Genomic DNA, 17,134 nt, shown 5'->3' with positions numbered 1-17,134 from the left:
GACTGATCAAGTGATGATCGCGTCCGCCGAACTGATCGAAAAGACGTTCAGGCCGGATACGTCGCTCTCGATTTTCTTGAAGCCACGGGCAAGATAATAGGGCGAGTTTTCAGGGCTCGCGCACAGAAAGCAGGTCTCGCGCCCCAGAGATGAAGCCTGCTTGAGGGCGGCTGCCATCAGCTTGGCGGCAATTCCGTGCCGGCGGGCTTCAGGTTCGACCCAAAGAGCCGCAACCCACGGGGCATAGTGTGGGCGTTCATCAAGGTCGTTCTCGATGATGAAGACCGATCCGAGGTATGCCCCCGCCGGTGTGCCACCAAGGCAAACGGGATGCCACGTCCGTCGATCATCGGATCGAGATGTGCGCGATAGGCCGCCAGGGACACGTCTGTATCAGTCCACCAGGCATTCCAGGCCCGATCAGCAATCGTATCTGCCCAGCGCGGGCAGGTTCTCGTTTTGGAAATTTGGATCATCAAAACTCCGAGCCGCAGTGCAGCGATGCGATGGATGGTAGCGGAACCGCATAGCGGTGCAATCGTGTGAAAGTACACGTTTGGATTGTCGCCGGTGTGTGTTGGGTTGTCGGAGCTTGGCACGCCCAACGGGAATCGAACCCGTGTTACCGCCGTGAGAGGGCGGCGTCCTGACCGCTAGACGATGGGCGCACATGCGTTGCAGTTCGCTGCCAGATATTACGCTCGTTCAGCGCAAATCACGACAGGAAGATGAGCTGCAGCCCTGCGGAGAGCATTGCTTAATATTAGGAATGTGCGGGAGAAATTCAACACAGTGGCACGCCCTAGGGGAGTCGAACCCCTCTTCCCAGAATGAAAATCTGGTGTCCTAACCGATAGACGAAGGGCGCACTCGCTGTGTGGGCGCCTTATAACCAGCGACTCTGGATGCCGCAAGCGCTAATCTCAGGATTCTTGTGATTTTCCTGTTCAAAATACCAGGAAAGATTCACGCCGGCACAAGGCGGAAAGGCGGGTGTCGAAACGCGCGTTAAATAGCTGTTTCAACGACAGAAAATCGATTTCGAATTGGGGGAGGAGTTCAACACAGTGGCACGCCCTAGGGGAGTCGAACCCCTCTTCCCAGAATGAAAATCTGGTGTCCTAACCGATAGACGAAGGGCGCACTCGCTGTGTGGGCGCCTTATAGCCAGCGACTCTGGATACCGCAAGCGCCAATCGCACGATTTTTGTGCTTTTCCTGTTAAAATCGCCGAGAAAAATTCGGCGACTGAACGGCCGGAATCGGAGATGCGTTCGACGCAGCGAACGGCTGATCAATTGCTGAGATCGTTGATTTTTTGGAGGGAGGAGTTCAACACAGTGGCACGCCCTAGGGGAGTCGAACCCCTCTTCCCAGAATGAAAATCTGGTGTCCTAACCGATAGACGAAGGGCGCACTCGCTGTGTGGGCGCCTTATAGCCAGAGGATTTCAGAACCGCAAGCGGCAATTTTCATATTTCTGTAAAAATTCCACAGGCCTGAAAGATTGGAGGCTTCTCGTCGAATCCTCCATGGAAACAAATGGTTGCCTTTAGCCCTTGGCGCGTCGGCAGCGCCAGTTCCAATCCCGCTGTGCACCGATATCGATATGGACCGACTCCGTGTGGCAATAGGTGCCGACGCCGCCGCGGCCGGGAACGCTGCGCAGGAATTCGGCGAGATCCCACTTGCTGACGCCCTGCACCTGAATGTCAGCCGCCTCGCAACGGGTGTGCAGCGACTGCTTGGCGCGGTTGACCTTGATCGGCCTCAAGCCCGAGGTCACCATGACCTGCTTGCCGTAATGCGTTTCCACCTTCTTCAGCATCTGCATGAGCTCTGGCTTGAAGCAGCCGGCATCGACCTTTTCGGTTTGCAGAATCAACCCGCTCGGCGCCAGTCGGGCGAGGCCCGAGAGCGAAGCGACCTGAACCGGCGCACCGTCGTCGTCATCGCCGAGATGCTCTTCGTGCTCGTAGTTGTAGAGCGAGTTTAGTTTGACGCCCGGAAGCGTGTAGGCGAGGGAGGCCGTTTTCGGCTGGCTCGCATTGCTGGTGGTAATCGTCTTCTTTTCCGCCGGCGGAGCCGAGCGAAGTGCCACCTGCTGCGGCTTCTCCTTACGCTTGCCGGCAAAAAGGGCCGCGAGCGTCCATGTTTTCGACGTGTCCTTGTTATCGTCCGCTGGTGTTGCTTCGGCTGCCGCCTGCTGCACGGCTGCGACCTCGGTCGCTACCGGCGCGGCTTCGGCATTGGCAACCGCCTGCGGCGTCGAAGAGGTCTGGCCGCCGGCGGCAGCCTCGGCGCTCAGCGGCACCGGAACGGCAACGGGGAGGGTGGCGTCCTGCGCCGCGGACGGAGCATAGGCTGCGACGGCGGTGTCCGTCACGACGTCGGTGGCCATGTTGGCGGCCCCCTGTTGCGGCGCGATAACTGGTAGCGGCTGTCGCTGGGTGCCGCTGAAAAGACTGTTGTTGGTTGCGTTCATGCCGGGCTGCCCGGCGGGGAGCGGAACAGTTCCCGTCGCCTGCGCCTGGCCGGTCGTCGCTGCCTGCGCGGCAGGCGCCTGACCATAGATGCTCGACGAGGCGGCGCGCAGGCCGGTTCCCTGCATCGTCAGCGATTGCGGCTGTCCGGCATCCTGGGGAACCATGGCATTGCCCGCTGCCTGTTGCGCCTGCGCATCGCTGCCGAGCGCGACCACCTGTCCGTCCTGGACCGTGGCCTCCGATTCTGCGGCTTGCGCCGGGGCTGCCTGCCCCTCTGCTTTCAGCGCGGTCGCGGCATCGTTTTCCCCGACCGCCGACATGCAGCCGCTCAAGGCCAGCAGCGAAACGGATAAAGCTGCAGCCCGCGCAATGGTGACGAGCACCGCGCTCTTCGTTTCCGGATGTTGCAACGTCCTATCCCCGCTCTCCGTGCATGACGGGCGAAGCCTCGCCTTGTCATGCATTAAGTCTCAGCTCCGAAACATCGCTCAGAACAAACAAACTCATGCTTCTCGCGGCGACCGGAATGAGCGCCACGGGAAAAGATCAGGCCAAGTACAAAGGGGGTCGCCGCCACGAGACATCGCGGATAGGACCCGGCATCAACGTTTCGCGCGAAAAAGTACTCAACGATACGCGATTTGTAAACCGGCGCTAACCTTGAGCCCGCATGTTTCCAACATGCAAAGGCCCGGATAGACCGGGCCCTGGATCATTCATAGCTGCTGCTGATCGACGGCTCGGCCATGCCCGCCGGATTTCACCGACAGCACGGGGCCATCTTCGTTCGCGAGAATTGTGCGGAGCTTACCAGACGCCCGTATTGGCCATCGATGCCCAAGGTTCCTGCGGCGGACGGTTTTCGCCTTTCTGCAGGATCTCGATCGAAATGCCGTCGGGAGAGCGAACGAACGCCATGTGGCCATCGCGCGGCGGCCGGTTGATGGTCACGCCGTTTTCCATCAGGTGCTGGCAGAAGCCGTAGATGTCGTCGACTTCGTAGGCGAGGTGGCCAAAATTCCGTCCCCCGGTATAGTCTTCCGTATCCCAATTGTAGGTGAGTTCGAGACAGGGCGAGAGTTCGGCGCGGGCGCGATCGATGTCGCCGGGAGCGGCCAGAAACACCAGCGTGAACCGGCCCTTTTCGTTTTCGTAACGGCGGATTTCCGTCAGGCCGAAAATCTTGCCGTAGAAGTTCAAGGCCTCGTCCAGATTCTTGACGCGAACCATCGTGTGCAGATAGCGCATTGCAATGTCCCTGTTTTGCAGAAGATGGCGTATAGTGGTCCGTCAGCAAGCCAGAGGCAAGGCTGCGTCCCCATATTAGTTCTCGGCCAAAATATGCCGAGGGTCTTGCGTATCCGCGGCGGGACGATGTTATTCTGGTCAATAAGAATCAGTTAACCGTATCGGTAGTCGCGCGTAAACGAGGGGCTGGGAGAGAATGGCGGATAGGACATCTTCGAAAGACGTCATGCATGGTGACGACTTTGGCAGCGATGCTCTCGACCTCATCGAAATCACCGGCGTGATCAAGTGGTTCGACGTCGCCAAGGGGTTCGGTTTCATCGTTCCGGACAACGGTATGCAGGATGTGCTGGTGCACGTGACCTGCCTGCGCCGCGATGGCTACCAGACGGTTCTTGAGGGCGCGCGGGTCGTTGCGCTCATCCAGAAGCGGGACCGCGGTTATCAGGCGTTCCGTATCCTCTCGATGGACCAGTCGACGGCGGTGCATCCGTCGCAGCTGCCGCCGGTCCGCACCCACGTCCAGGTGACGCCGACGAGCGGCCTAGAGCGCGTCCTCGTCAAGTGGTTCAACCGCACCAAGGGTTTTGGCTTCCTGACCCGCGGCGAGGGAACGGAAGACATCTTCGTGCACATGGAAACGCTCAGGCGTTTCGGTCTGACAGAGCTGCGGCCGGGCCAGGTGGTGCTCGTCCGGTTCGGCGATGGCGAAAAGGGCCTGATGGCCGCAGAGATCCATCCCGACGGTCCGTCGCCGACGAGCCGGTCGCACTGATGGTCGCGGTTCGAGACCTTTTCGGAAAAAGCGCCTTCCTGGCGCTTTTTTTGTTGCTTGCACTGACGGTATCGTCGTTTGCCGACGTCCAGTTCACCAAGGACAAGATGCGCCTGGTCAATGCCGACAAGGCGGTGCACGAGCTGACGGTCGAACTCGCCGTCGATCCGGCCCAGCGAGAGCAGGGCCTGATGTTTCGCACATCCATGGCGCCGGATCACGGCATGCTGTTCGATTTTGGCGAGACACGCCGCGTGATGATGTGGATGAAGAACACCCATCTGTCGCTCGACATGCTGTTCATCGACAACAAGGGTGTCGTTCGCACGATCCATGAAGGTGCCGTGCCTTTTTCCGAAGCGATCATCGATTCGAAAGAACCAGTTGCTTTCGTGCTTGAACTCAATGCCGGCGCGGTGAAGCGGCTGAACATCCGCCCTGGAGACCGGCTGGAAGGCGCCCGAATTCCGCCTTCGCAGCCGTAGGCGCCGGGGCCACGTCGCGGCCGTCCTTGTCCTTCCCCGATCATTTCCTAAATTATGTCTCTGAACCCCACGGGTTTCATGGTTGAGATCGTGAAGCCTTTCGGGCAGACTGCGTGTTAACGAGTTATTAATATTCTTCTGGCGACAACAGGAGGCATCCGTGATGTTCCGGAGTGTGCTTGTTGCAATCGTAGCGACCTGCGCCGTTGCGCAAACCGCGATGGCAGCGGACCTGGCGGCCGATCTGAGCCAGCCGCCGGCACCGGTCGTGCAGCCAACGCCGGGGTTCGTCTGGACCGGCGGCTATGTCGGCCTACAGGGCGGCGGCGGATGGCTCAACGGAGATTTCAGTGCGCCTGGCGGCAGCGCTTCGGAAGATTTCAATGGTGGGTTGCTCGGCGCCTTTGCCGGTTTCAACTTTCAGCAGGGCGACTGGGTTTACGGCATCGAGGGTGACGTCAACTACAATTGGAACGACAAGACGTTCGATGTCGGTGGAACCTCGACGGAAGTTGGTACCGACGTTTCGGGCGCAATACGCGGCCGCGTCGGCTATCTGTTGAACGACAAGGCGCTGCTCTATGGCGCCGGCGGCTGGGCGGTGACCCGCGGTTTCGTCGATGTGCCCGGCGCATCGAAGGAAAAGGAAACCTTCAACGGTTGGACGATCGGTGCCGGTGTCGACTATTCGTTCACCGACAGCCTCTTCGGCCGCGCCGAGTACCGCTACAACGACTATGGCGACAAGGACTTCGGCGGCGTCAATGTCGATCTCGACCAGCACCAGTTCACCGTCGGTGTCGGCGTAAAGTTCTGACCAGCAACCATTGGCATCATGGAGCGCCGGCGCTGTGCCGGGCGCTCCATGATGCCCTTCGACTACGGGCCCCCGCGGGCACGCTGGGCAATCTCGGCCCGGTCGTCTTCCGCAGTGAGATCGAGGACAATGCGGCAGCCGTCTCTGATCGGGCGTTGAAGGGCCTTTCGCGATTCGGGCAGAAGGGTGACTCGCCCCGCGGCTTCGAGCTTTGTCAGTCTTGCGCGTGAGAGCGCGAGTTCCGCCGATAGCAGGCGGTCGACGCGCGGGCTGCTCGCGTGGCGCGCGACAACGACTATCTCAAGCCGTGCGCTATCTACGGTCCCGCCCAACACGCGCCGTTCCACGCTGGAATCGGCCAGATCTTCGATCCGGTCCGTGCATTGGCGAAGACCCTCGATGTCGAAGGCCACTTGGCGGATCCAGGCGGGATCGTTGCTTTGTAGCGCTGCGAGCGCGTCCGGCGCGACGCTTGTGACAGTCCGCCGTTCGAAGATCGGGCGGTTCCAGGTGTCTTCGCAAACGGCGCAGCGATAGATCAGCCAGGCGTCGAGCCGCCGTCCGTTGGCGTTCAGCCGCGTCTTGCCGCTGCAGACGAAGGCGCGTTGGCCGCCGCAGCGGCTGCAGGCAAGCCAGGGGCGGGGTGCGGTTTGGGGTTCGATGGTCCACTGGACCGTCAATGTATGAGACATGTCGTCTGGTTCTTCCAATTGGAAGTCCATCGAGACGACGGTTTGAGTACCCGTTCCGGGGACGCGGTCTGGCAGCTGTTGGGCGTGATGGTTCCGCCTGACGAAGGTACGTCGGGCTTGAGATCGGCAATGCCATTCCGGTCTCGAACCGCCACCTCAACGAACGCATGAAAATTCAATCCGACAGCGGGAGCGCTATCGGGCGTACTGGGTGAAACTAGCGAGACCGGATTTTACAAAGGCAAAGCGAAACTCCAGGAGAGACAGCGCGATGGTGGCTGCTTGTGCGTCCTACACGCTTGCACGCATGCCGAAAAGTGCAACGAAGACACAGCTTCGCGCCAAGGTGGCGCGCTAGGCAAAATTTGGCCACAAGCGAATTCGGCGCATTGCGCTAGAATAAGCCTTATACCTCCAATCTGAAGCGGATCGGAAATGCTTGGATCCGCTTCTCTTTTTTGAAGGTGGCTTGCGTCGAAGCCCCGCCTGATTAGCTGGCGCGGTGAAGGATCACAGCAGGCGGTTCCGAAACCGCAGGTTCCGCATCGGACGCGACGCGGTTGCGCCCGTCTCGCTTGGCAGCATAGAGCGCGGCATCCGCCCTGTTGAACAATGCCTCCCAGGAACGCTCCGCGCCGCTGGCGGTAGCAAGCCCGATGCTGATGCTGACCGCAACGGTTTGCCCGCTGCTTGCGACCCGCAGTTCCTCCACGGCGCGGAGCAACCTCTCGGCGATTGCAAATGCCTGTGTCTCGCTTGTCCGCGGGAGATAGAGCCCGAATTCCTCACCCCCGAGACGCGCGAAGCTGTCGCCTCTACGCAGATTTTTCCGGACCAGATCGGCGAAGGCGACGAGCACCTGATCGCCCGTATGGTGGCCGTAGCGGTCGTTGATGCGCTTGAAATGGTCGAGGTCCATCACGATCAGGCAATCGCCCTGCCAGCTATCCTGAGGCAGTTGCGCCAGAAACCATCGCCGGTTACCGACGCCGGTCAGCGCATCGGTATGCGCAGATCGGCGCAACTCCGCTTCCGCCCGCTCCTTGACGAGCACGAGCGCGAAGAGCGCGATGGCGAAGTGGCAGATGATCGAGAGAAAGAAGGCGTACGTTGTGGTGATCGGCACGATGCCGGGCTTGAGGAGGCCAATGACCACCGCAAGACAAAGGCTTGCCCCGACGGCCATGGCGGCCGCCAGCATGGAGCGCGCCGGCAGCGGCTCCTTCGAGCGGTCGGCGATGACGGCAGCAGCCGAAGCCGCGAGGAAAAGAAAGGCGGCGGCGTTGAAGACGCTGGCCCTGACGACGTTGATCATGTGGAAATGCGTGGCGAGACCGGTGAGCGCGCCGGCAAGCGGCACAAGAAGCGCCAGCCAGTCCGCCAGCCGGCGCCGGCCGCCGCTGAGGCGCCGCACGCCGATCCAGAATAGGGCGTATCCGCCGATCCCGAGCGTGAAGCTGGAAAGCCTCCACAGAGTGGGCGGTAACAGCTTTTGCTCGCCATAGCCCGCGAGCGTCGAGGCGAGCGCCAGGAAGAGGAAGCCGCTCGCCAGGATACCAAGCCCTTCGTCCCGCGGCGATTGCCAGCGCGCATAGAGGAAGCAGAAGGCGCCGATCAGGAACGACGACTTGTGAAGCAACAGAACGGTGGCAAGGTCGAGTTGGGCAGTCATTGGATCGCTCGGGCGGGCTTGGGAGGCGGGCAGAGCTGGAAAGCCCGCCGGTCCGCTCTATCCACAATGGATTGAGCGATTCCTAAATTCGTATGACAAATAGGCATTCTTGTCCCAATTCGGGACAACTCGATCGATTGCCAATGCAAACGAGCGATCTTATGGCGATGTTTAGCCTGCAGATCACGAACGGATTGAAAAAAAAGGGAAAGTGACGCTTCCGTCTCGATGAATGGTCGGAGTGGAGAGATTCGAACTCCCGACCCTCTGGTCCCAAACCAGATGCGCTACCAGACTGCGCTACACTCCGTGCCAACGGCGCCGGAGATACACGCTTCGTAGCAGGGCTGCAACAGCAAAGTTTCCCAAAGCCACATCTACGATTGGGACAAACGCACAAGTTCGCTCATCTCCTAACGGAAAGCCAAATTTATCCGGCCAAAAGTCATTCCGTTTTAAATCATTCTGCGTTATGGGAAGACGGAATGCTGGAGCCCGTGAATGTTGCCAGCGAAAGTATGGAGCCGCTCGAAACCATGTCCGCAAAGATCTATCGTCCAGCAAAGACCGCCATGCAGTCTGGCAAGGCCAAGACGAATCTGTGGGTGCTGGAGTTCGATCAGGAAAAGCCGCGCACCATCGACCCGATCATGGGCTACACCAGCTCCGGTGACATGAAGCAGCAGCTGCGACTGACGTTCGAAAACGCCGAGCAGGCAATCGCATACGCCGAGCGCAACGGCATCGAATACCGCGTGATCGCGCCGAAGGAAGCGACACGCAAGAGCGTGTCCTATCCGGACAACTTCCGTTTCAACCGGATGCAGCCCTGGACCCACTAAGGTCCTTCAGCCGCATTCGACGGGCAAAGCCCGGGACGGCCCCTTAGCTCAGTTGGATAGAGCACCTGCCTTCTAAGCAGGTTGTCGCAGGTTCGAATCCTGCAGGGGTCGCCATCTAACACTTTGTTAATGCTGCGAAATAACTAAAAAAAGCGAAACGGCTCCTGCGTTCCTGCAGGAGCCGTTATCCGACAAAATCCCTTTGGCAGAGCGCAGATTCCCGAAAAATTCCCGAACATGGCCGGTTCGTTCGCTGGAAATTTTTAGTGCGTGCCGATGAGTCGATACCTTCCGCTTTGCCAACTTCATTTCGAAGACCGGCCTCCGCTTTTTTGAAGGCGGGCAGTCTCGTTGCTAGTGTGATACTCCGACCACCCCACGCTCAAGATATTTGAGGCTACAGTAAACCGCCCAGCCCAACTGCAACATCACAATTCCCGATTCGCCCACCTGAGAAGTCGACTCTTTCTTCGAAATCTTTGAAAACACGCTAAAGCCCTCGTTGATCGTTCTGACGCTGATCGGTGGTAGTGGCGCATTTTCTGACCGTCTAGGCGAAAGCCTGTGTGCGCGTGCCATCGCCTTCCGTGGGCGGCGCGTGATCAACTGATCCTGACACCATCAGCCCTTCATGCTCTTTCAGGAGAACGCTTATGCTTGCCCAAATGCAGCCTTCAGCCGACGAGTTCGATCCCATCGATGCAGCCTTGGCGTATCACGACGGCGACGTCCGGGCGACCATAGCTACTTTACTGGCTGACTGCGGGCATCTCCGAGAGCAGCTTGGGATAGCGAAAGGTTGCATTAGCAGAGGGCTGACGCGTGGATGGACGCCAGTGCTTGAGCGGCAAGATTGATCGAGTAGGCTTGCGCGCCGTTCCGTTCACCCTGTTTTGGCTGCGTTAGGCACCTAAAAATGCGGGCTCATTTCCGGTCGAGATGTAGTGCGTCCAAAAATTGGGTCATCGACGATTCTTGGTTCTTCTTTCGCTCGTCGGTAAGCATTCCCAGGCTCTTGAGCTTAATCTGTATCGCTTGCTTTGAGACCTCAAAGTAATTTGATAAGGACAACAGTAGCTGATCATAAACAGTGTAATTATACGGCTGATCGTCAACAAATATGTATCCGTGGCCCCTGTTCGTTATTCCTAAATAATGACGAAACTCGGCAGTTTTCTTTATAAACCATTCATCCGGTAGGATCAGGTTGGAAGAAAACGTGTTGGCCTGATATTCAAGGCGTTCATAGTTTAAGCTACTGTCGGTCTCCTTAATAAGCAAATCTCTTTCTATAATCGTTTCGGAACTGAGATATGCGCCGTGCCGTAATTGGAAGTGACCTATCTCATGGCCAAGCGTAAAGCGTTCTCTGTTTCTGTTGCCATGCGCATTTATAGTGATCAATTTGCGGGTGAAGTTCGCCGAACCCAGTACCGGTATTCCGTCGATATCTCGCATGTCCTTGTCGGAATGACTTAAATCGATTGATAGTGCCGAGCAAACCCGTTCAAGATTGACTGGGCCACCTTTGTATTTAACTTCCGCCAGGACCTCTTTAACGGAATTTTTGATGGCGTCGATTGAAACGTAGGGAACTGATGCGGGGACGTATTCGTGCTCGACTTCAGGAGGCCTTTCTGGATCAATGCTTCGGAGGAGCTGGGCAATGGTGCTAAAATATTTGCCATCGTGATACGCTGAGAATTTCAGCGATTTGCGCGAATAATCACGCTGGAAGATTTGTGACTCCACATACCCGTTTTCTACGCATGGGCTTCCATGACGATCAGCAACGATTTCGAGGCCGTTCTGATCGTATTTGACGATGCCCATTCTCCGGTTTCTAGCGACCTTGTCAGCGCCGGATTGTAGGCGTGAAGAAACAACCATTATCCCCTTCACCGCATGGTGAAACATCCGACCAATCTTTGAGGAAAAGTCATTTACGTGTAGCTCAGATACGTTGCCGTCGTGGTTTTTGCACTCAAATATCACGTAAAGGTGGGGGTGAGCCCGTCCTTGAGCGTAAAGTTCTATTACAATATCGAACTCGACGTCGGCTTCGCGCTCTTTGCAATAATATGTCTTCTTCTTGAAAATCTTTGAATTTTCCGGCGGGTATGCGCCGAGCAACAACTGTCCATTTTTCTTCTGATCCAGAAGATAATGGTAGAACGCGTCTTCGAGTTTATTGCCCTTGTCTAAGGAACTCACGTTTCGTCCTTTGAAGCAATCGATTGTTTGCACGAATTTAATGACAAACAACTGATATGAAAAGCCTTCCGGTAAATCCTTGTATTAACGTGCTGGCATCACCTGCTTCAGTACGGGGAGATTCAAAGCTAGTTGGGATGGACCGCTGCGATTACCCGATCAATTACATCAGGCCCGGTAGCCTCCCTCGGCGGACCGTCGACAAAGTCATATCCTGGCTCGACAGGAAAAATGGATAACTGGTTCATGCCGCTCTCGATTGCTTGTTTTGCGAAGTCTAACTCTGCTTCGCCGAGGGACGGACTGGACGCGAAGTTGATAAATCCGGCGACAAGATCGCACAATTGAAGGGAAGCGCACTCATGGCTCCTAGATGCCATAGTGGAATGAACGTTGAGGGGGAGCTTTAGCGTTTTGTCGCCGACCTGAAGTGTCGTGGACTTTGCAAGTGGATTCGTCATCAATTCCCACATGCGCGACCGCTTGAAGAAGTGCGTGCTCTCGTCGTGGATCACCTCGAACGCACCCGGGTGATGGTCCCGCCAGAACCCCATGCACTGAACGGCTGCGGTCACGTGCAGGTCGTTCGTGTCCTCGAAATTGCCGATGTTATGAAAACGCTCGAAGGCATTTGCGCCGGTTGCCATTAAGCTCAAAAAATTCTCTGAACCACGAGGAGCAACTGCAAGCGCTGCTTCTAACTCTGACTGAAGCAAGCCCAGCGTCTGTGCCGATGGCGCTCGGGCGAAGGCATTATACGAAGCCATGAGGGCAGTCGCGGCTTGCTCCGCCATGATGTTAGAGAAAGCATAATATGCCATGTTGGCGAAGCGAACGGCATAGTTTTCAGCATAGAAGTCGTGGCCCGCCGCGCGGAACAGCGGCTCGACAAGGTTGTCTACCATTTTGCAGACAATTGAAAACCGCTTGTCGATTTTCGCTCCGCAAAAACTGGAGGACCGGTGTCCGACCACTTCGGCGAATGCGATGAAGGCTCGGCGGCCGCTCTCGCGTCTGAAAAGTGATCTGGACTTGAGTTCTGGGCCGTTCACCCTGGGGAAGCACTTTCTGATGATCTCGACGGCTTCCGCTTCCGGAATGTCGGTGCTTCCTAGCGTGAAATAGGGCTGGTCTCGGTCCAACAGATGCGCGCCGGTTTGACCGCTTTCATCGAAAAATACTCTTGTCACGCTCACCTCATGGAAACAGAAGACATTGTGTTGCCCGTTCACTCAAATCTGGGGGCAGCGGTCGATTACGGTGCCGTGTCCCAGCGAGCGAAACGGGCAAAAACAAGCGTTCGGAATACTACAGTCCGCCGAAGGCCATTTCACTTGCGAAATATCAAACAACGTTCAAATTCCGTTCTTTCCTTAGTTAAAGTTGTGGAACTTTAGCGCGAATCCCTGTCATTCTAGGTTGAGACGATACGTTTCTTAGAGGGACAGTTCATGATCGACTTCAACAAGCTCTCGCGTCCGAAGAGCAACGCGGCTCCGCTCGATCCCTTAGAGATTTTTGCCAAGACGCCCAACCTAAGCAACGCGCCCAACGATTTGTGGAAGGGGCAGGCGGAAGCGCTGACCCGCTGGCATTTGGATCGGAAGAAGGAGGATAATGCCATCCTCCTAAACACAGGCGCGGGCAAGTCCATCGTCGGTGTTTTAATCGCGCAAAGTCTCGTCAACGAGCAGATTGGGCCTATTGTTTTCGCGTGCAGCACGATTGATCTGGTCGAACAGACAGCCCGGGAATGCCAGCGTCTTGGAATTCCGTTTACGACGCGGACGTCAGGGGAGTTTTCGGACGACAAGTTCGAGACCGGCAAGGCCTTCTGCATAACCACCTACCAAGCCCTCTTTGTTGCAAATACCACCTTCTCAAAGGGCAAAGCGCCAGCGGGGGTGATTTTCGATGATGCACATGTCGCGGAGCGCACGATTCGAGACGCGTTCACGCTGTCGATTTCGAAGGAAGACTACCCCACACTTTATTCGGATATCCTGGCTTTGGTTCGGCCCGAGTTCGACAAACTGAACAAGGGACCTCATCTCAATTCCGTATTGGATCAACACGGATCGCATGCCGTGACGATGTGCCCTCCGGCAACCGCCCATCGGTGCCAAACGCAGATTATTGAGGCGATCAAGCGGGTCAAGGATTGGAATCGACCCGGAAGCGACCTTCTTTTTCCGTCCTTGCGGCTGTGGGACAATATTGGCAATTGCGCTATTTATGTTTCGGCGCACACCATCGAGATCACGCCGCCATTCATCCCGACGGGTGTTTACGGGTTTCTCGGCAAGGGCGTTCGGCGCGTATACCTGTCTGCCACCTTGGAATTCGAGACCGATTTCGTTCGCGGTTTCGGCCGCCGGATTGTTAACCAGATTGCTCCAGACAACGATGCGGGTAATGGCGAGCGCCTGATCCTTTTGAGCAGTCTCTTCAAGTCTAAGCCAGACCAAAAGCAGGTTGCGGCTGAGATTTTGAAATCGAACAAATTGCTAATTTCGGTTCCCTCGTATCCGAAGGCACAGGCGTGGAAGCACGTCGGTACCCCGCCAAGCCGAAACAATTTTTCATCTGAACTACAAGCGTTTCGTAACGCTTCGTCGGGAGCGTTTATTCTTGTCTCGCGTATTGATGGGATCGATCTGCCTCAAAACACCTGCCGGGTAATGCTGATTGACGGCGCTCCATCAGGCACCAGCCTCATGGATCACTACCTTTACCAACATCTCTCGCTAAGCAACCTGTTCTCCACGAAGATGGCGGGGCGTATCACGCAGCTGCTGGGCCGCATCAATCGAGGCCGAAGCGATTACGGGGCTTTTGTCATCTATGGCTCCGATCTGAACGTCTGGCTAAAGACAGAGCGTAACGTGGCCCTATTGCCGCCGCTGATACGCAAGCAAGTAATCCTCGGCCAGACCGTTCAAGAGGGTATGGGTAGCGATGCCCCGTCAGATATCGCAGCGCTGATCTCTCAGGTCATCTCACGCGACCAGGGCTGGCTGCAATTCTATCGCGACACAGTCGATGGCCTTGAGGTTTCTCAGGACGCGCTGAATAAGGTGAAGGAGCGTGAGGCTCAACTCGCCACGTCAGCCGTCGCGGAGTGCACGTTCATGACCCGCATGTGGCAAGGGGACGTTGATGGTGCCAGACAAGCTCTCCTGGATGTGCTTGATGACACTGCGCTTGCCGACGCCAAACTTGCAGGATGGTACTCGGTCTGGCTCGGTGCCGCCTATGAAAACGAGGGTGACAACGAGACAGGGCTCGCTCACTACAAGAAGGCCCGGTCGCGTCTGTCAGCTTGGCTGAACGTGCCGTTCAAGGGTGATATTGATGCTAGAGTTGAGGCAGAGGGGGCCAAGACCCCGTTGCAGCGCACCCTTTTGGCTACAAATCACCATGGCCCTCAGGCGATAGGTGATCTCGTTTGGAAGCTGAACCACCAGGCGAAGATTTTGCTCGATGCCGGATCGTCGTCCAACGCGAAAGAGGAAGCTGTTCGGATGTACGGGGAACTTCTCGGTTTCGACGCGTCGCGTCCTGACAACGAATATGGCTTGGGCCCCGATGTGATCTGGATCGATCCCGAAGCGAAAGCGGGGGCGGCATTTGAACTAAAGACCGAAAAGAACAATCCGGCCGAATACAACAAGACAGAGGTAGGTCAGGCTCACAATCACATCCAATGGCTGGCTGACAATGAGGCGGCAACGGCCTGGGAGGGACTGCATATCGTTGGACCGCCCGGAGTTTGCAAAGGGGAGGCCAGTCCTTCTGAGAATATATACCTGGTCGAAACTCAGGCGCTCGCGGCTCGGATGAGAGAATTCGCAGCGAAAGTGGGAGATACGAGGGGACGCACGGCGATAGAGCGATGGACAATACTCAATGAGATCGGTGGCCTGTCCGAGTGGCAGGCGTCTGGCTGGTTCAAAGCCCTCGCAAAAACGACGCTTAAAAGTTTGAAGTCTTAATCTTCCACTGGTCGCCACACTGCAGAACAATAGCAACCCCATCGGCGGGGCCGCCATCTACGGTTCTTGACAGACTGGTATGTGATTCATCGTGCAGCTTCCGGCCTGCATGGCAACATTCAATATTGACCCGGGGACGTTAGTGAACAAGGCAGCGGAGAAATCAGGGAAAGCCACGGTCCAGCCGACGCAGAAGAAGCTCAGACTGTTCTACGCTTGGCAAAGCGACCTCCCAAGCAAAGCAAACCGGAACGGCATCCGCGATGCCCTGAAGGCTGTCGCAAAGAGTGTGCAGCCCGGTGTGAAACTTTCAATCGACGAGGCGACACGAGATACGCCTGGGAGTCCGAACATTCCCGCGAAGATTATGGAGAAGATTCGGGCCTGCGATCTCTTCGTTGCGGATGTCACCACGGTCGTTGGCAAGGCAGGTGAAATCAGGCCATGTGCCAACCCCAATGTGATTTTCGAACTTGGGTACGCGGTCGCCCAGGTGGGTTGGGATCGGATTATCTTGGTCATCAATGGCAAGATTTCACCGGTGAGCGATCTTCCATTCGACTTTGATCGGCACCGCGCGATGGTCTACGAGCACGATGACAAGCCGACGAAGGAGCAGAAGGGAGCATTGACGAAGGACTTGAAGGGGGCCATTGACTTGATCGCTGAGCACGAGCCTCCTCGACCGAAGGACATTGAGGGCCAATCCGAGGAGCAGGTGCGCAAGCGGCGCGATGTCACCAACATTACCTGGGCCTTGGAGCAAATCCATCAACCAAGCGTTGACGATCTCATCGTTGACCTTCCTTACAAGTTGAGCGACAAGGCATTGTGGCACTTTGAGAGCTTCAAGGGTGTCGTCACCAACAGCCTGTTCCACATCAACGATTCGGCCGTAGCCAAGTTGTGCCAAGAGATGCTCGATGGCTGGACGATGGCCCTCTCGGCCGGACAACATTACCAGATATCAAGCAATCCAAATTACTACGTGTGGGTGGGAAACCAGCCTAGTGCGAGCAAGGCCGAGGACAGGGTCTTGAAGGGTGCGGCCAAGCTTGCCAAGGCCCGCAAGGCACTGCTCGACCGGGTTCGTAAGGACTATGTCGAAGTGGACATAGATGCGGCAAGCAGGAAGGCCTTTCACGCGTATCGGGATCAGCTCGTAGACCACTGACGAGCAGCGCGGGCAGTTGGGAGCGGCACAATTTCCCTCAAGGCGATCATTGTTCAGGTTGAACTATGGTCTCCCGAAACGGGGGCGGGGAGGGCGAGTTGCGTCAAGGAAATATACATGCTCTAGCAGGCCTCATCGCCTTGGTTTGCTTGACGCCAGCGTACGCGGAAAACCCTTCGCGGGAAAAGTGCACCTGTGATCTTCAAGCGGATGGGCAGCCGGACAACGGAGCTTGGGTGCAGAACGCGACTTCCTGCTGGTCTACGGAAATCGTCGAACGTCAGTGGTGCGACATCGTAGTTCAGAGCCTTGAAGGCGATGTGCAACAGCAGTCGGTCATACTGAAGATGTTTTCGCGCCCGGACGATGTAACGGCCATGACGACGGCGATTGAAAGCCGTTTCAGCGAGTTCGTCGCAGCATTGGAGCGGCAGGGTACGCCCCTGGACGTTGCCGTCATCTCAAAGGAAGTCCCAGAACTTTTGGCCGACAACGCGGACGTTATCAACGAATGCCTGAATGCGGCGGTCTCCGGAAAGCGCGGGTCCAATGCGAAAGGGCTGCGTGGATTGTGGTGCTCCGTTGGAGAGAGCAGCGGTTGGTTGCGGATCGAAATGCCAGTCGCAGACGTCAGGCTGGTCTACCTAGTCGCGCCCTTACGCGGGAGCTAGGAAATGCTGGCAAGATTTGTAGGTTGGCTTCTCAGTAACATTGGGGCGACGCTGATCGGATTA

At 57.0% G+C, this 17,134-nt stretch carries 13 protein-coding genes, 6 tRNA genes and 1 pseudogene; 8 read left to right on the top strand and 12 right to left on the bottom strand.

Features of this window, described 5'->3' with window-relative positions; genetic code table 11:
• Positions 1 to 6: 6 nt before the first annotated feature.
• The 7 genes and pseudogenes from JVX98_RS13950 to JVX98_RS13920 all read right to left on the bottom strand — a co-directional run.
• Positions 7 to 336: pseudogene (locus tag JVX98_RS13950) on the bottom strand (GNAT family N-acetyltransferase); the annotation flags it as partial.
• A gap of 257 nt (positions 337 to 593) precedes the next feature.
• Positions 594 to 668 (bottom strand) — tRNA-Glu (locus tag JVX98_RS13945).
• Positions 669 to 793: 125 nt separating this feature from the next.
• Positions 794 to 868, bottom strand: a tRNA-Glu gene (locus JVX98_RS13940).
• Between the two features lie 200 nt (positions 869 to 1,068).
• Positions 1,069 to 1,143, bottom strand: a tRNA-Glu gene (locus JVX98_RS13935).
• A 198-nt stretch (positions 1,144 to 1,341) separates the two neighbouring features.
• A tRNA-Glu gene (locus JVX98_RS13930) sits at positions 1,342 to 1,416 on the bottom strand.
• A gap of 136 nt (positions 1,417 to 1,552) precedes the next feature.
• Positions 1,553 to 2,896 carry a YcbK family protein gene (locus JVX98_RS13925; protein ID WP_246765023.1) on the bottom strand — a complete coding sequence of 448 codons (1,344 nt, stop codon included), beginning with the start codon at positions 2,894 to 2,896 and terminating at the stop codon, positions 1,553 to 1,555.
• A 397-nt stretch (positions 2,897 to 3,293) separates the two neighbouring features.
• A complete protein-coding gene (locus JVX98_RS13920) occupies positions 3,294 to 3,734 on the bottom strand; it encodes a VOC family protein (RefSeq protein ID WP_043623639.1) in 441 nt (146 codons plus the stop codon).
• A gap of 196 nt (positions 3,735 to 3,930) precedes the next feature.
• On the opposite strand from JVX98_RS13920, the gene JVX98_RS13915 reads away from it, so the two are divergent.
• The 3 genes from JVX98_RS13915 (at position 3,931) to JVX98_RS13905 (ending at position 5,811) form a co-directional block, all read left to right on the top strand.
• Positions 3,931 to 4,509, top strand: coding sequence for a cold-shock protein (locus tag JVX98_RS13915; protein WP_043623636.1), 579 nt, complete (start codon positions 3,931 to 3,933; stop codon positions 4,507 to 4,509).
• On the top strand, positions 4,509 to 4,994 hold the full coding sequence (locus tag JVX98_RS13910; RefSeq protein ID WP_205238990.1) for a DUF192 domain-containing protein: 486 nt from the start codon (positions 4,509 to 4,511) through the stop codon (positions 4,992 to 4,994). Before JVX98_RS13915 ends, JVX98_RS13910 begins: the two co-directional genes overlap by 1 nt.
• Before the next feature lie 163 nt (positions 4,995 to 5,157).
• Entirely contained in the window at positions 5,158 to 5,811 is a 654-nt protein-coding gene (locus JVX98_RS13905; RefSeq protein WP_192447145.1) for an outer membrane protein, read from the top strand.
• 62 nt (positions 5,812 to 5,873) lie between these two features.
• Here the strand turns inward: JVX98_RS13905 and JVX98_RS13900 are convergent, their stop codons facing one another.
• The 3 genes from JVX98_RS13900 to JVX98_RS13890 form a co-directional block, all read right to left on the bottom strand.
• On the bottom strand, positions 5,874 to 6,503 hold the full coding sequence (locus JVX98_RS13900) for a DUF1062 domain-containing protein (protein WP_205238989.1): 630 nt from the start codon (positions 6,501 to 6,503) through the stop codon (positions 5,874 to 5,876).
• Positions 6,504 to 6,993: 490 nt separating this feature from the next.
• The gene (locus JVX98_RS13895; protein ID WP_205238988.1) at positions 6,994 to 8,175 is read right to left on the bottom strand and encodes a GGDEF domain-containing protein; all 1,182 of its coding nucleotides are present in this window, start codon (positions 8,173 to 8,175) and stop codon (positions 6,994 to 6,996) included.
• Between the two features lie 233 nt (positions 8,176 to 8,408).
• Positions 8,409 to 8,485: transfer RNA gene (locus tag JVX98_RS13890), tRNA-Pro, on the bottom strand.
• A gap of 175 nt (positions 8,486 to 8,660) precedes the next feature.
• On the opposite strand from JVX98_RS13890, the gene JVX98_RS13885 reads away from it, so the two are divergent.
• Positions 8,661 to 9,017: an ETC complex I subunit gene (locus JVX98_RS13885; protein WP_205238987.1), complete on the top strand. Its 357-nt coding sequence runs from the start codon at positions 8,661 to 8,663 to the stop codon at positions 9,015 to 9,017.
• A 37-nt stretch (positions 9,018 to 9,054) separates the two neighbouring features.
• Positions 9,055 to 9,131: transfer RNA gene (locus JVX98_RS13880), tRNA-Arg, on the top strand.
• A gap of 810 nt (positions 9,132 to 9,941) precedes the next feature.
• Here JVX98_RS13880 and JVX98_RS13875 read toward each other — a convergent pair.
• Both JVX98_RS13875 and JVX98_RS13870 read right to left on the bottom strand, forming a co-directional pair.
• Positions 9,942 to 11,231 carry an ImmA/IrrE family metallo-endopeptidase gene (locus JVX98_RS13875; protein WP_205238986.1) on the bottom strand — a complete coding sequence of 430 codons (1,290 nt, stop codon included), beginning with the start codon at positions 11,229 to 11,231 and terminating at the stop codon, positions 9,942 to 9,944.
• Positions 11,232 to 11,359: 128 nt separating this feature from the next.
• Positions 11,360 to 12,421 (bottom strand): DUF3800 domain-containing protein, encoded by a 1,062-nt coding sequence (locus tag JVX98_RS13870; protein WP_205238985.1) that lies wholly within the window; start codon positions 12,419 to 12,421, stop codon positions 11,360 to 11,362.
• 261 nt (positions 12,422 to 12,682) lie between these two features.
• Between JVX98_RS13870 and JVX98_RS13865 the strand changes: the two genes are divergently transcribed.
• From JVX98_RS13865 to JVX98_RS13855, 3 genes are all read left to right on the top strand, one after another.
• Complete coding sequence (locus JVX98_RS13865; RefSeq protein ID WP_205238984.1) at positions 12,683 to 15,226, top strand: DEAD/DEAH box helicase family protein; 2,544 nt, start codon at positions 12,683 to 12,685, stop codon at positions 15,224 to 15,226.
• 142 nt (positions 15,227 to 15,368) lie between these two features.
• Positions 15,369 to 16,400 (top strand): TIR domain-containing protein, encoded by a 1,032-nt coding sequence (locus JVX98_RS13860; protein ID WP_205238983.1) that lies wholly within the window; start codon positions 15,369 to 15,371, stop codon positions 16,398 to 16,400.
• A gap of 236 nt (positions 16,401 to 16,636) precedes the next feature.
• Positions 16,637 to 17,071 (top strand): hypothetical protein, encoded by a 435-nt coding sequence (locus JVX98_RS13855; RefSeq protein ID WP_205238982.1) that lies wholly within the window; start codon positions 16,637 to 16,639, stop codon positions 17,069 to 17,071.
• Positions 17,072 to 17,134 lie beyond the last annotated feature (63 nt).

The sequence above is a fragment of the Ensifer sp. PDNC004 genome (assembly GCF_016919405.1).
In the GTDB taxonomy this organism is placed as follows: domain Bacteria; phylum Pseudomonadota; class Alphaproteobacteria; order Rhizobiales; family Rhizobiaceae; genus Ensifer.
Note: the sequence above shows the minus strand (reverse complement) of the source record. Positions and strands in the feature narration are given on the sequence as shown.